Raw genomic sequence first — 14,457 nt, 5'->3', positions numbered from 1 at the left:
AAATGGGGCGGAAACAGTGCACCTATCGAGGGTGAGCGTCTTTCGGGGCGGGGCGGGGCGGGGCGGGGCGGGGCGGGGCAGGCGGGGTGGTTGGGTGGGTTAGCTCTCCCAGCGGAGCAGTTGGGCGCCGTGGGGCTCGATCGTCAGCGGGATCGCCGTGCTCCCGGGGGCGACGCCGCGGGCCTCGTCGCTCTGTACCGTGACCGGGCGAGTCGCCAGGACCGCCCCCGTCCACAGCTCCCGAACGGTCCCCGAGAAGACTCCAGGCATCCCGACATTCGCCGAGTCCAGCGCGACAGTCAGCGCCTCGTCCCCGAGGTTGAACGCCGCGACGTAGCCGGCGCCGTCGGCGTCATCCGCCGTCCACAGCACCAGATTCCCCTCCCGGAACACCTCGCGGGACCCGCGAGAATCCAGCACCGCGAGCACGTCGGCGTTCGTGAACAGCGCGATCGTCTCTGGGGTCGACGACGGGAGGTCGCCGCCGATCATGAGCGGGGACCGGGCGATCACCCAGAGCGTCATGAGCGTCACCCGTTCGGCCGGGGTGAGCCGGGAGTCGCGGGGTTCGCCCCGTTCGGCGCGGATGCCGATGCGGCCGAGTGGGAGCATGTCGCCGTCGGGCCAGCCGCGGTCGGAGGCGACCGGGGCCCAGCGGGCGAAGCGCGCGAAGTTCGCCTCGACGTCGGACCAGGTGTCCCAGAGGTCGTCGCAGATGCGCCACATGGTGGCGTGCTCGCGCAGGTGGTCCAGGCGGGTGAGGGAGAGGTCGCGGCCGGGGGAGAGGGACAGGCCCATGGGGCGCCCGGACCGCTCGATGGCGAGGGCGAAAGCTTCGATGTCGGCGGCTTGGTAGGGCCAGAGCATGTCGTCGGCCTTGATGAAGTCGACGCCCCACTGCGCGTAGAGCGCGGCGATCGAGTCGTAGTAGGCCTGGCCGGCGGGGTGAGCGGGCAGCAACCCGTCCATGTGGGGGTTCCACTCGCAGCGGTTGGTGGCATCGGCGACCTCGTCAGCGGTGTGCGAGGTGCCCAGGATCGGCGCCGCCGCGGCCGTCGCCACCCGCGGGATCCCGCGCATGATGTGGATGCCGAACTTCAGGCCGAGGCTGTGGATCGTGGCCGCGAGCGGCGCGAAGCCGGCGCCGCCGGCCGAGCTCGGGAAGCGTTCCGGGTCGGGCTGCAGCCGACCGTGCGCGTCGACGTTGAGCGGGGCGCCCTCGTTGTAGCCGTGCGACCGCGCGGTCGGGTCCGACCAGTCGATGTCGACGACCACGGTGTCCCAGCCGAAGGGCAGCAGGTGGGCCGCCATGAACACGGCGTTGGCGAGCACCTCGGCCTCGGTGACGGTGGTCCCGTAGCAGTCCCAGCTGTTCCAGCCCAGGGGTGGTCTGGGTGACGGCGTCTTTGCCATGCGATCGAGCTCCTCGAAGAGTGTGCGGTGTGTGAACGCTAACAACACGATCCGGTTCTGTCACGTACCCCGCCGAACTCGTGAGCCCTCACGCGAACTCGTGAGCGACGGCGGTTGGCAGGCCCAGAACCGCCGTGGCTCACGAGTTCGGCGACGGGCTCACGAGTTCGGCGACAGGGAGGAGGGCGGGGGCGGGGGTTGCTGACCGGTCCCACGAAGCATCCTGGCCGGCGGCCCTACCATGGACCCCATGGCAGCCACGATGCGCGATGTTGCCGCGCTGGCTGGGGTGTCCCTCAAGACCGTCTCCCGCGTGGTGAACCTCGAACCGCACACCCGTCCCGAGGTCGTCCGCCGCGTCCGCGCGGCCATCGCCGAGCTCGAGTGGGTCCCCAACGGCAGCGCCCGGACCCTGCGCACCGGACGCACCGGGGTCATCGGCGTGGGCGTGTCCGAGCTGCGCCGCCCCTACCTGTCGATGCTCACCGAGGCCGTCGTCTCCGAGCTCTACCGCCGCGGGCTGCAGGCCGCCGTCGAGCCGACGCACCACCGCGAGGACCGCATCGCCGCACTGCTCGACTCCCGCGGCCGCGTCTTCGACGGAGTGGTCCTCATCGGCGACGCCCCCGCGCACCTGATCGACGCGCTCCGCCCGACCGACGCCGTCGTGGCCGTGCACCACGGGCCGACCGACCGGGTCGACTCCGTGGACGCCGACGCCGTCGAGGCGGCCTCGCTCGTGGCGCGCCACCTCGTGGTGATGGGCCGCTCCCGCCCCGCGCTGATCGGGATGGACCGCACCCGCCACGGCAACCACGCCATGACGGCGGCGCTCGCCGCCGCGGGCATCGCGCCCGCGGTCCCGCGGGTCGACCACGTCGAGGGCCGGGCCGACGGCGCACGCGCCGCGCGCGAGATCCTCGACCAGGAGCCGGACACCGATGCGCTGCTGTGCGGCAGCGACGAGCTGGCCCTGGGGGCGCTCGCCGAGCTCGTGCGCTCGGGCAAGGCCGTGCCCGACGACGTCGCGATCGTCGGCCACGACAACCTCGACGACGCGCTCTTCTCAACACCGTCCCTGACGACGGTCGACCCGGGTGCGGCGCGGCTGGCGAGGTCAGCTGTCGACCTGCTGGCCGACCGCCTCGCCGGGACCGGGGGCGACGTGGCGCGCCGCATCATCTCCCCCGTGGAGCTGGTCCGCCGCGAGTCGACGCTCGGAACGGGGCTCCAGTGAATCGCCCCACCGGCCCCACGAGCCCGCCCGGCTCGCCCAGCCCGACTAGCCCGCCCAGCCCCGCCCGACCCGCCCGCCCCACACTCGCCGACGTCGCGGCCGTCGCAGGGGTCTCGGCCAAGAGCGTCTCCAACGTGCTGCTCGAGCGCCCGGGAGTCTCCGCGGCGACCCGGGAGCGAGTGCTGGCAGCCGTCGCCCAGGTCGGCTACGCGGTCAACCCCGCAGGTCGCGGGCTCGTCTCGGGGCGAACGGGACGGATCGCGGTCGTGGTCCCGATGCTCTACCAGCCCTACTTCGCCGAGATCGCCGAGCGGCTGATCCTCGCCCTCGAGGCCGAGGGGCTGACGACGACCCTGCGGATCGCCCCCGACGCGGCCGCCGAGCGGGACGCGGTGGTCGGCGTCACGACCCCAGACGTCGACGGCGTCATCATCTGCCCGCACGAGTTCATCTCCTCGATGATCGACGGGGTCGCGCTCACCCGACCCGTGGTACAGCTCGGTGGCGGCCCGATCGACCGGCTCGACTGCGTGGTCATGGGCGAGTACGAGGGTGCCTACGCCGCGGCCCGGCACCTGCTGAAGACGGGTCGGCGCCGGATCGCGCTGCTGTGGAACTCCCCCGACGGCGAGGAGCCGGGGGGCGACCGCTACGACGGCTACCGGCAGGCGATCAGCGAGGCCGGGATCGAGATCGACCCGGCGCTGTTCGCGAGCGGGTCGGACTGGGACCGGCGCGTCTCCGGCTACGAGGCGATGGTCGGCCTGCTGCGTTCGGGGGTCCGCTTCGACGCCGCACTGTGCGTCAACGACGCGATCGCGGTCGGGGCCTTGCGCGCGCTGCGCAGCCACGGACGCACGGTTCCGGGCGACGTCGCCGTGACCGGCTTCGACGCCACGGACGAGGGCGAGTTCACGACGCCGGCTCTCACCTCGGTGAGCCCGCGTAAACCCGAGATGGTCGCCCGCGCGGTCTCGATGCTCGTCGAGCGCCTCGGCGGGTACGACGGCCCCGGCCGGCACGTGCGCACGGGCGCGGACCTCATCGTCCGCGCCTCCTCCGTCGGCTGAGCGCGTCCCGCGCCCCTTACGCAGTCTCGGCGTGGCCGCTGGGCCCCGCCACGCCTCGCATGCGGGTCAGCGACCGGCCGCCCGGACCGGCCGCCCGGGTCCGGCACCCCGAACCCAACCGCCGGTCCCGGCCCCGCCCATGGATGCGCTCCCACTTTGATAACGCTCACATCACGGTTTTGTCCACCCCTTGTCTCGCTGTTGACAACGCTGAATCACCCGGTACACACTCCAGTCAGCCACTTCAACGATGAAGGACATGACCGTGACTGTTCTCCAAGCCCGTAGCGCACTCGCCACCCCGGCTTTGCCGGTCGGCGACATCGCCGCGCACCGCCCGCTCGACCTGCGAGCCATCCGCCTGACGACCGGCACGCTGGCCGACTGGCAGGATCTCAACGCTTCCGCGACCATCCCGCACTGCATCGACCAGCTCGAGGCCAGCGGGGTCATCGACAACTTCCGTCGCGTGGTCGGGGAGTCCGGCGCCGCCTACCGCGGCTTCTACTTCGCCGACTCCGACCTCTACAAGGTCATCGAGGCCGTCGCCTGGGAGATCGCGCGAACCGGCACGACCGAGTTCGACGCCTGGCTCGATGACGTGATCGGCCTCGTCGCCCGCGTCCAGGAGCCCAGCGGATACGTCATGAGCTGGATCCAGGGCGTGCACCCGGAGAAGAAGTTCGCCGAGCTGGACTGGACGCACGAGATGTACGTCCTCGGTCACCTCGTCCAGGCGGCCGTCGCGCTGGACCGCGCCAACGGCCGCACCGACCTGCTCACGATCGCTCGGGCCTTCGCCGACCTCGTCGACCGGCGCTTCGGCCCCGGCCGCGACAAGGGGATCTGCGGTCACCCCGAGATCGAGACCGCCCTCGTCGAGCTGTTCCGCCACACCGGGGAGCGCCGCTACCTCACCCTCGCCGAGCGGATGATCGACCTGCGCGGAACCGGGCTGCTCAAGGTGGGGGGCCTGGGAGCCCGCTACTTCCAGGACCAGGCGCCCGTGCGCGAGTCGCGCGACGCCGTCGGGCATGCGGTGCGCCAGCTGTACCTGAACGCCGGGGTGACCGACGCCTACCTCGAGAACGGCGACCCGACGCTGCTGTCCGCGATGGACAGCCAGTGGGCGAGCGCCCACGAGCGCAAGATGTACCTGTCCGGCGCCTTCGGATCGCGGCACCGCGACGAGGCCTTCGGCGACGACTACGAGCTGCCGAGCGAGCGTGCCTACGCCGAGACCTGCGCGACGATCGCCGACCTGCACTGGACCTGGCGGATGCTGCTGGCCGGCGGCCAGGCCGGCGCCGCCCGCTACGCCGAGACGATCGAGCGCGAGGTCCACAACGCCCTCGCCGCCTCGATCGACGCGACCGGCACGAAGTTCTTCTACTCCAACCCCCTCCAGCAGCGCCCGGACCGCTACTCCGAGGAGAACGCGCCGCGCGAGCGCACCTCCTGGTACGCCTGCGCCTGCTGCCCCCCGAACATCGCCCGGACCGTCGCGCAGCTCTCGTCCTACGTGGCGACCTCCACGGACACCACGCTCTGGCTGCACCAGTTCGCGGCCGCCGAGATCGACCTGCCGGCCCACCTGGGCGACGGGGTCCTGCGGATTGCGACCGCCTACCCGGCCGACGGCGCCGTCGAGATCACCGTGCACGGGCGCATCACCCCCGGGGCGCGCCTCGCCGTCCGGGTGCCGAGCTGGTCACCGTCCAGCGCCCTGGCCAGCCCGGTCCTGCCCGACGCCGCAGCACCGGTCGGCGCGGACGGCTACGCCCACGTGGAGCTCGTCGAGGGCGCCACGTACCGCATCGACCTGGACCTCACCCCACGCTGGACGAGCGGTCACCACCGCGTCGACGCGGTGCGGGGCTGCCTCGCCCTCGAGCGCGGGCCCGTCGTCTTCTGCGTCGAGCAGGCGAGCATGCCCGACGGCGCGATCGTCGACGACCTCGTCCTGGTCCCCGGTGCACCCCACGAGGTGAGCCCGCGCGAGCTGGCCGTGACGGTCGCCTCTGTGACACAGGTGGCCTCCGTGACCACCGCCCCAGGCGGGGTGGCCTCGGGTGGCCTGTACGCGGCGTCGGGCAGCACCGCCGGCGATGCACCGACCTTCACCGTCACCGCTATCCCGTTCGCGACCTGGGGCAACGCAGCGCCCGGCGCGATGCGGGTGTGGATCCCCGTCCGTCCCTGAAACGGCCCTGAAACGTCCCACCCAGGCCCCGCGGGCGACCGCGGGGGCGCCTCAGCTGTATCCGCATTCCCGCCGTGCTTTCCCACCCCGCGCCCCTGGCGCACGTCTCAAGGAGGAGACAGATGACCCAGCAAACCCGAAGCGGTCGTATGAGGAAGAGTGCCGGTGTCGTGGCATTCGCCATGGCAACAAGTCTGGTGCTCACGGCCTGTGGTGGCGGGTCCGACGCCGGGCCCGGAGACGGCAAGACCGTCACCATCCTCGTCATCAAGCACCCCCTGACCAAGAAGATGACCGACATGACGTGGGTCGCCGAGCTTGAGAAGAACGCCGACGTCACCATCAAGTGGGAAGAGGTGTCCGCCGACTGGGACCAGAAGAAGAACCCCATGCTCGCGGCCGGTGACGTGCCCGACCTCATCATCGGGGCCAACGCGATCACGGACTCCGACCTGGCGACCTTCGGCTCCCTCTTCGAGGACCTCAGCGACGACCTCGACGCGCTTCCGAACGTCAAGGAGATGTTCGACCAGGTCGACGGCGCCCAGCTGCTGGCGACGTCCCTGGACGGGAAGATCAACTCGATCCCCTCCTACAAGCGGTTCTGGCCGCAGACCGTCACCCACCAGTACATCAACCAGCAGTGGCTCGACACGCTGGGCCTGGCGACGCCGACCACCTGGGACGAGCTCTTCGACGTCCTGGTCGCGTTCAAGGAGGGCGACCCGAACGGCAACGGCCAGGCGGACGAGATCGCCATGGACTTCGCACCCCTGGGGACCACCGGATTTGGCTACTTCCAGCCGACCGCTCTGTTGGGCGGCACCGGCATGACCATCTCCGGCGGTGGCGGCTCCGGCATCATCCTGGAGGACGGCACGGTCGAGAACCTCTTCGCCGACGAGCGCTACAAGGAGCTCGTCTCCTTCCTCAACCGGTGCTGGGAGGCCGGGCTGATCAGCGAAGAGGCCTTCACCCAGGACTACTCGACCTACCAGTCGGTGGCCCGCGGCACGGGCGACGAGGCCCGCGTCGGCTTCTCGTGGGGCTGGTCCGGATCGGACCGCTTCGGTCCCGGCGTCTACGAGCAGTACTCGGCGATGGCTTCCCTGCCCGCCGAAGCCGGCCAGAGCGAGGACGTCTCCTGGTCCTACGACTTCGAGAACCTCACCCGCAACCACGTGACCATGTCCGCCAAGGCGAAGAACAAGGACGCGGTACTGCGCACCATCAACGAGTTCTACAGCACAGACACCTCCATCCAGGTGCTCTTCGGCGACATCCCCACGAACGTCGAGAAGGTCTCCGACACCGACTTCAACGTGCTCCCGCCCGCAGACGCCAACCTCGACCCCTCGACGTGGAAGTGGACCTCTTCGCTCGCGGACAACGGACCGATCTTCATCCGTGAGGACCTCAACGTCGAGCTCCCGAGCGACCTCGCCGAGGCCGTGCAGGACGCCGTGCCGCTCCAGCCCGCCTTCGACGGCCTCGACGCTGACAAGTTCGTGTGGCCGGGACTCTTCATCAAGATGTCCTCCGAGGACCTGTCCACGATCGCCCTGAACAACACGGCCATCTTCGGCCTGGCCATGCCGAAGTTCGCCCAGTGGATCACCGCGGGCGGCGTCGAGGAGGAGTGGGACAGCTACGTCTCCCAGCTCGACACCCTCGGCGTCACGGCGAACAACGAGATCCACCAGAAGTACTACGACGAGTACATCGCGTCGAAGTAGTCCCAGGACCTGCGGTCGCACCAGCGACCACAGTGTCTGCAGTGTCCGGGTCGGCCGGCCGCATGCCGGCCGGCCCGGACAACCGACTCGATCGACGCCGACGTCGATCGTTCGTCCTGCGGCCAGCCACCGCACGAGCAGAGGGGCTTCGTCATGGCAGTAGCGATCGACCGACGACCACCCAAGGCCAAGAAGACTTCGTCAAAGATCACCAAGAGCGGCCAGCCCACCAAGGCCGGACCGCGCCTCAAGCGGCACTTCGCCCGGCAGTGGCAGCTGTGGGTCATGCTGGCGCCCGCGATCGGCTTCACGGCGGTGTTTGCCTACGGGCCGATGTACGGCATCCAGCTCGCCTTCCGCGAGTTCGACTTCTCCAAGGGCATCACGGGCGGTGACTGGGTCGGCCTGAAGTACTTCATCAAGTTCTTCGAGTCTCCCCAGTTCTGGACCCTGATGAGCAACACCCTGACCATCAGCCTGTCCACCCTGGTGTTCGGCTTCGTCGCGCCCATCGGCCTGGCGATCCTCATCAACCAGGTGCTCAGCAGGCGCCGCAAGCGGTTCACGCAGACCGCCACGTACCTGCCGCACTTCATCTCGATCGTCGTGATCGTCGGCATGCTGCAGGTGTTCCTCTCACCCAGCACAGGCCTGATCACCCGGTTCCTGGAGAACTTCGGCATCACCGGGATCAACTTCCTCGGTGACACGAACACCTTCGTGCCGGTGTACGTCATCTCCGAGGTGTGGCAGCACTGCGGGTGGAACTCCATCATCTACCTCGCGGCCCTGGCCAGCGTGGACACCCAGCTTTACGAGGCGGCAAAGATCGACGGCGCCAACCGCTTCCAGGTGATCCGGCACATCGACTTCCCGGCGCTCGTCCCGACCATGGTGATCCTGCTCATCCTCAACATGGGTGGGGTGCTGAACGCCGGTTTCGAAAAGATCTTCCTCATGCAGAACACGTTGAACCTGCCGGTGTCCGAGGTGATCTCGACCTACGTCTACAAGATCGGAATCCTGGGCTCCCAGTTCAGCTACTCGACGGCGATCGGGCTGTTCAACACCGCCATCAACTTCACGTTCCTCGTGATCACCAACCAGATCGCGAAACGCGTCTCCAACACGAGCCTGTGGTGAGGGGAATCCGATGAACATGTTCAAGAAGCTCAGATACTCCACGCCGAGCGACGTCGTCTTCACCCTCCTGGTGTCCGTCGTGCTCATCGTCATCGTCTTCGTGACGCTGTACCCGATCTACTTCGTCATGATCGCCTCGGTCAGCTCGCCGCAGCTGGTCCAGTCGGGGGCGGTCTCGTTCATCCCGCGCGGCATCAACTGGTTCGGGTATGAGCAGATCTTCGCCGACGCCCGCATCTGGAACGGCTACCGGAACACCATCGTCTACACGGTCCTGGGGACGTGCGTGAACATGGTCGTCACCATCCCGGCCGCCTATGCCCTCTCGCGGCGCGACTTCGCGGCGCGTCGCCCGCTCATGCTGTTCTTCGCCTTCACGATGTTCTTCAGCGGTGGGCTCATCCCGACGTACATGCTCTACAAGGAAGTCGGCCTGCTGAACAACATGTGGGTGTTCATCCTGCCGGGGGCGCTCAACGTCTACAACCTCATCATCGCGAGGGCGTTCTACGAGCACTCCCTGCCGCAAGAGCTCCACGAGGCGGCGACGCTCGACGGCGCGAACGACTTCCAGTTCTTCTTCAAGATCGCGATCCCGCTGTCCAAGGCGATCCTCTCGGTGATCATGCTGTATTACATCGTGGCGCACTGGAACGACTTCTTCACCGGCCTCATCTTCATCCGGGACTACGACAAGCAGCCGTTGCAGATCGTCCTGAGAGACATCCTCATCTCGAACTCCGCCTTCGCCGGCGGCGCGGGCGGGGCCGGCGGCACCGGAGGTGGCTACGGCCAGCAGTTCGCCGACCAGATCAAGTACGGCGTGATCGTGGTCTCCACGCTTCCCGTCATCATCTTGTACCCCTTCCTGCAGAAGTACTTCGAGAAGGGCGTCATGATCGGATCGGTGAAGGGATGAACCGCGTCCTGAGCTGGCACACCCGGATCGGGGATGCTGGCTTCCGGCTGGCCCACCTGCAGCTCCTGTGGATCGTGCACGCCCTCATGGGCGGGATCGTGCTCGGCGTCTACCCGGCCACCGCGGCTGTGTTCGCCGTCCTGCGACGCGACCGCATGGAGGCCGCCGACTGGGAGGGCGCCCGCCACCGCCCCTCGGTGTGGCGCGAGTTCCACGACGAGTGGCGGCGCGAGCTCGTCGGCGCCAACGTCATCGGGCTCGTGCTCACGGCCGGGTGGGCGGTCGTCGTCTACGACCACCGCCTGCTGCGCGCCGTCGACATGGCGGCCGCCCCCGTCCTGACGGGGCTGCTGTGGATCCTCACGGTCGCGCTGCTCGTGGTGAGCGCATCCGTGTTCGTGCTGCACGCACACTTCGCGGAGAGCCCCGCGCGGGTGCTGCGGCGCAGCGCCGTGCTGACGATCGCGCGCCCGGTCCTGGCGCTCGTCTGCGCCGGGATCCTCGCGGTCGCCCTCGGGTTGTACTACGTCCTGCCCGGGCTGGCCGTCGTGTTCGGGGTCGTCGCCCCGGCCTTCGCGATCATGGCCTACGTCTGGCAGTCCGGGGTGCTGCCGCGGGCCTCCGCCCCCTCGCCCGTCCCTGTGTCCCAGCCCACCAAGGAGCCTTCCCGTGTCTGACGCCTTCCTCATCGACGGTCATCGCCTCCTCTGGCGGGGCAGCGGCGAGACCCTCGTCGTCGAGCCCTGGGGGGACGACTCGGTGCGCGTGCGCGCCGTCCTCGGCGGACCGATCCTCGACTCCGACTGGGCGCTGCTGGAACCGGACCCGGCCGCGGCGGCGAGCATCGTCGTCGGGCAGGGCGAGGGGAATGCCGAGGTCGCCGCGCTGACCAACGGGGCGATCCGCGTCGTCGCGACGGCCGAGGAGTTCTTCGACGGCCAGGCCGGCTACACGCGGTCGCGCTGCCGGCTGGAGTTCTTCGACGCGGGTGGCACGCTGCTGCTGGCCGAGGAAGAGCACGGCGGCGCGCTCAAGCTGCGCGCACGCGACTACGACGCCCTGCCCGGCGGCACCTACCGTGCCCGCACCGCCTTCGTGGCGAGCCGCGACGAGAAGCTCTACGGGATGGGCCAGTACCAGCAGGACATCCTCGACCTCAAGGGCTCCACGGTCGAGCTCGCCCACCGAAACTCCCAGGTCAGCGTGCCCTTCGTGATGTCGAGCGCGGGCTACGGCTTCCTCTGGCACAACCCGGCCATCGGGCGGGCGACGTTCGCGACCAATCGCACCGAGTGGGTCGCGGAGTCCACCGCCCAGCTGGACTACTGGATCACGGCCGGCGCGACGCCGTCGGACATCGCGCGCAGCTACGCCCGGGCGACCGGGCACGCGCCGATGATGCCCGAGCACGGCCTCGGGTTCTGGCAGTGCAAGCTGCGCTACACCTCCCAGGAGGAGCTGCTGCAGGTCGCCCGCGAGCACAAGCGCCGCGGCCTGCCGATGGACGTCATCGTGGCGGACTTCTTCCACTGGCCCAAGATGGGCGACTTCCGCTTTGAGGAGGAGTTCTGGCCGGACCCGGCGGCCATGATCGCCGAGCTCGCCGGCCTGGGCATCGAGCTCATGGTCTCGGTGTGGCCGCAGGTCTCCCTCGCCTCGGAGAACTTCGCCGAGCTCGACCGCCTCGGCTACCTCGTGCGGTCCAACCGTGGGGTCGACATCCAGATGTCCTTCGAGGGACCAAGCCGGTTCCTCGACGTGACTCATCCCGGGGCGCGGGAGTGGCTGTGGGCGAAGCTGAGCGCCAACTACCCCGGGGTCAAGCTCTTCTGGCTGGACGAGGCGGAGCCGGAGTACACCTTCTTCGAGTTCGGGGCGTACAGCTACTACGCGGGTCAGGCCCTCGAGGTCGGCAACGTCTACCCCCAGCTGTTCTCCCGCGCGGTCTACGACGGCCAGGTCGCGGGCGGCCAGGTCGACTCGGTCAACCTCGTGCGGTGCGCCTGGGCCGGCTCCCAGCGCTACGGCGCGCTCGTGTGGAGTGGTGACATCCACTCCTCCTTCGCCTCGATGCGCCGCCAGGTCACGGCCGGCATCCACATGGGCGTGGCCGGGATCCCGTGGTTCACGACCGACATCGGCGGATTCGGCGGCGGGCGCGTCGACGACCCGGCCTTCCACGAGCTGCTCGTGCGATGGTTCCAGATGGGCGCGTTCATGCCTGTCATGCGTCTGCACGGCGACCGCGGCCCGCAGCGCGAGGTGCTCGCGGCCGACGGAACCCGGCGGTGCCACACCGGCGCCGAGAACGAGCTGTGGAGCTACGGCGAGGAGGTCTACGAGATCTTGTCGAGCTACGCCTTCCTCCGGGAATCCATGCGCGAGTACACCCGCGGCCTCATGGCCTCGGCGCACACCGACGGCCAGCCGATCATGCGCGGGCTCTTCCACGACTTCCCCGGCGACCCGGCCGCGTGGGACGTGGCCGACCAGTTCCTCTACGGGCCGTCGCTGCTGGTCGCCCCGGTTCTTGTCGCGGGTGCGCGGTCACGCCGGGTGTACCTCCCGGCCGGCTCGTCCTGGACGTCGCTGTCCACCGGCGCCGTGCACGACGGCGGGGCCTGGGTCGAGGAGGCGGCGCCCCTGGGCGTCATCCCGGTCTTCGCCCGCGACGGCGCGCTGGGGGAGCTGGTCGGGGTGCTCGGGTAGGGGGGGCGGCGCCGCAAGGCCGGGGCGGGCCGGCCCGGCTGGCACCCGGGCTGGCACCCGCGCCCCGCCCGCGCCGGCAGGTGCTCGCGCGTGCCGCGCGGCCCCGGCTTACCCTGCTAGAGGGTCCGCTTGATCGCGCTGGCACCAGCCGGCACTGCCTGCGGGAGCGGGAGGCGGAGTCATGGCCACAGGCGCACGGCACCGCACCGGTGTGGCGCCGGGAGACCTCAAGATCTGGTGGATCCTCGCCGTCCTGGTCACCGCGCAGCTCATGGTTGTGCTCGATGCGACGATCGTCAACATCGCCCTGCCCACCGCCCAGAAGGACCTCGGCATGCCGGCCGACATGCGCCAGTGGGTGGTCACGGCCTACTCCCTCGCTTTTGGTGGGCTGCTCATCATCGGCGGCCGGATCGGGGACCGGGTCGGGCGGCGCACGACGTTCCTGATCGGCGTCGTCGGCTTCGCGGTCGCGTCGACGATGGGTGGGCTGGCGCCGACGTATCACGTGCTCATCGCGGCCCGTGGCCTCCAGGGCGCCTTCGGGGCGCTCATGGCACCGGCCGCGTTGTCCCTGGTCACGGTCACCTTCGAGGGACTACCGACGCGACCGAAGGCCTTCGGTATCTGGGGTGCGGCGAGTGGCGCCGGCGGCGCGATCGGTCTGCTGCTCGGCGGGTTCCTCACCGAGTACCTCACGTGGCGGTGGTGCCTGCTGGTCAATATCGTCTTCGCGGTGATCGCCTTCGTCGGCGCCGTGGTCCTGCTGCCCCGGACGCTCCCCGACCACGACGTCAGCGTCAACCCGCTCAGCGCCGTCCTCATCGCCGGCGGCCTCTTCGGCATCGTCTACGGTCTCTCCCACGCCGAGACCGCAGGCTGGTCCGACCCGGCCACGCTCGTCCTGTTGATCGGCGGCGTCGTGCTCGTGGCCATCTTCCTGATGCTGCAGCGGACGCTGACCTCGCCGCTGCTGCCGCTGCGGGTGCTCAGCAACCGCTTCCGCGGCGGCGCACTCACGGCCGTACTCTTCGCCGGGTCCGGGCTCTTCGGCGTGTTCCTCTTCCTCACCTACTATCTGCAGGACACTCTCGGCTTCACCGCCATGCGCACCGGCCTGGCATTCCTGCCGATGGTCGCCGTCCTCGCGACGACGTCCGCGCTGGTCGGCGCATTCTTCCTGGTGCGCATCGGGCCGCGCCGGCTGGTGGGCACGGGCATGGTGATCGGCGCGTTCGCACTTGCGCTGATGACGCGGTTCGACGACTCCACCACCTACTTCCCCGGGGTGCTCGTCCCGCTGCTCTTCGCGGGCCTGGGCGTCGGCATGCTCTTCGCCTCCGCCCTCGGCACCGCGACCCTGGGCCTGCGCGACGACGATGCCGGCGTCGGCTCCTCGCTCGTCAACACGTCCCAGCAGGTGGGCGGCGCGATCGGCATCGCGCTGCTGAGCACGATGGCCGCCTCGGCGACCGCCAGCCACCTCACCACCCTCATGACCGACCTCAAGCTCACCAGCCCGACGTCGGCTGTCACCTCCCAGGCCGCGCTCGCCGGGTACCACACGGCCTTCTGGTGGTCGGCCGGGATCTTCCTGTTCGGGGCGGTGCTGTGCACCCTGATCTTCCCGCCGGGCCCGGCCCCGCGGAGCGTCCGAGCCGACGTGTCCACGGCGGCCCCGGCGGCTCCGGCGGACTGACCGGCGGACTGACCGGAGGGCTCGAAGGGTGAAGACCCGATCGGGGGACGAGCATGGAGGCATCACGTGACAGTCGGCAGCGGCTGCAGCCAGGCACGACACGGACAAGGAGAAGGTCATGACGACAAGCGGATTCGGCACATCAGGACCGGTGTTCATACCGGAGATCGTCGAGGGCGTCAGGGAAGACGCCGGCCCGGAGGCGAAGGAAGAGCCGGAGGATGCGTCGCCGGACGAGGTGGCGGAGGAGGCATCAGTCGTCGCGCACCTCGAGGACCCCGAGACCGAAGCGGAGATCGAGCACCTGCGCGAGACGCGCGACTGAGGC

Annotated in this window: 11 protein-coding genes; 10 read left to right on the top strand and 1 reads right to left on the bottom strand. The window is 69.7% G+C overall.

Going from position 1 to position 14,457, the window contains the following annotated elements; genetic code table 11:
* Positions 1–99: 99 nt before the first annotated feature.
* Entirely contained in the window at positions 100–1,413 is a 1,314-nt protein-coding gene (locus BLQ50_RS01125) for a glycoside hydrolase family 27 protein (protein ID WP_093180567.1), read from the bottom strand.
* A gap of 250 nt (positions 1,414–1,663) precedes the next feature.
* Between BLQ50_RS01125 and BLQ50_RS01120 the strand changes: the two genes are divergently transcribed.
* From BLQ50_RS01120 to BLQ50_RS01075, 10 genes are all read left to right on the top strand, one after another.
* Complete coding sequence (locus BLQ50_RS01120) at positions 1,664–2,650, top strand: LacI family DNA-binding transcriptional regulator (protein ID WP_093180566.1); 987 nt, start codon at positions 1,664–1,666, stop codon at positions 2,648–2,650.
* Positions 2,647–3,720 carry a LacI family DNA-binding transcriptional regulator gene (locus BLQ50_RS01115; RefSeq protein ID WP_093180564.1) on the top strand — a complete coding sequence of 358 codons (1,074 nt, stop codon included), beginning with the start codon at positions 2,647–2,649 and terminating at the stop codon, positions 3,718–3,720. The genes BLQ50_RS01120 and BLQ50_RS01115 overlap by 4 nt, the downstream gene beginning before the upstream one ends.
* A 259-nt stretch (positions 3,721–3,979) precedes the next feature.
* Positions 3,980–5,923, top strand: coding sequence for a glycoside hydrolase family 127 protein (locus tag BLQ50_RS01110; protein WP_093180563.1), 1,944 nt, complete (start codon positions 3,980–3,982; stop codon positions 5,921–5,923).
* A gap of 182 nt (positions 5,924–6,105) precedes the next feature.
* A complete protein-coding gene (locus BLQ50_RS01105; RefSeq protein ID WP_245700820.1) occupies positions 6,106–7,659 on the top strand; it encodes an extracellular solute-binding protein in 1,554 nt (517 codons plus the stop codon).
* Positions 7,660–7,812: 153 nt separating this feature from the next.
* Entirely contained in the window at positions 7,813–8,802 is a 990-nt protein-coding gene (locus BLQ50_RS01100; RefSeq protein WP_093180560.1) for an ABC transporter permease, read from the top strand.
* 10 nt (positions 8,803–8,812) lie between these two features.
* On the top strand, positions 8,813–9,721 hold the full coding sequence (locus BLQ50_RS01095; protein WP_093180558.1) for a carbohydrate ABC transporter permease: 909 nt from the start codon (positions 8,813–8,815) through the stop codon (positions 9,719–9,721).
* A complete protein-coding gene (locus BLQ50_RS01090) occupies positions 9,718–10,398 on the top strand; it encodes a YesL family protein (RefSeq protein WP_093180557.1) in 681 nt (226 codons plus the stop codon). Before BLQ50_RS01095 ends, BLQ50_RS01090 begins: the two co-directional genes overlap by 4 nt.
* Entirely contained in the window at positions 10,391–12,430 is a 2,040-nt protein-coding gene (locus BLQ50_RS01085) for a glycoside hydrolase family 31 protein (protein ID WP_093180556.1), read from the top strand. The genes BLQ50_RS01090 and BLQ50_RS01085 overlap by 8 nt, the downstream gene beginning before the upstream one ends.
* A 181-nt stretch (positions 12,431–12,611) precedes the next feature.
* Positions 12,612–14,129, top strand: coding sequence for an MFS transporter (locus BLQ50_RS01080; RefSeq protein ID WP_093180554.1), 1,518 nt, complete (start codon positions 12,612–12,614; stop codon positions 14,127–14,129).
* Between the two features lie 118 nt (positions 14,130–14,247).
* Positions 14,248–14,454, top strand: coding sequence for a hypothetical protein (locus BLQ50_RS01075; protein WP_093180552.1), 207 nt, complete (start codon positions 14,248–14,250; stop codon positions 14,452–14,454).
* The last annotated feature ends 3 nt before the right edge of the window (positions 14,455–14,457 follow it).

This window comes from Sanguibacter gelidistatuariae, assembly GCF_900096585.1.
Taxonomy (GTDB): domain Bacteria; phylum Actinomycetota; class Actinomycetes; order Actinomycetales; family Cellulomonadaceae; genus Sanguibacter; species Sanguibacter gelidistatuariae.
The sequence above is the reverse complement of the archived record's forward strand: the minus strand, read 5'-3'. Positions and strand labels throughout refer to the sequence as shown.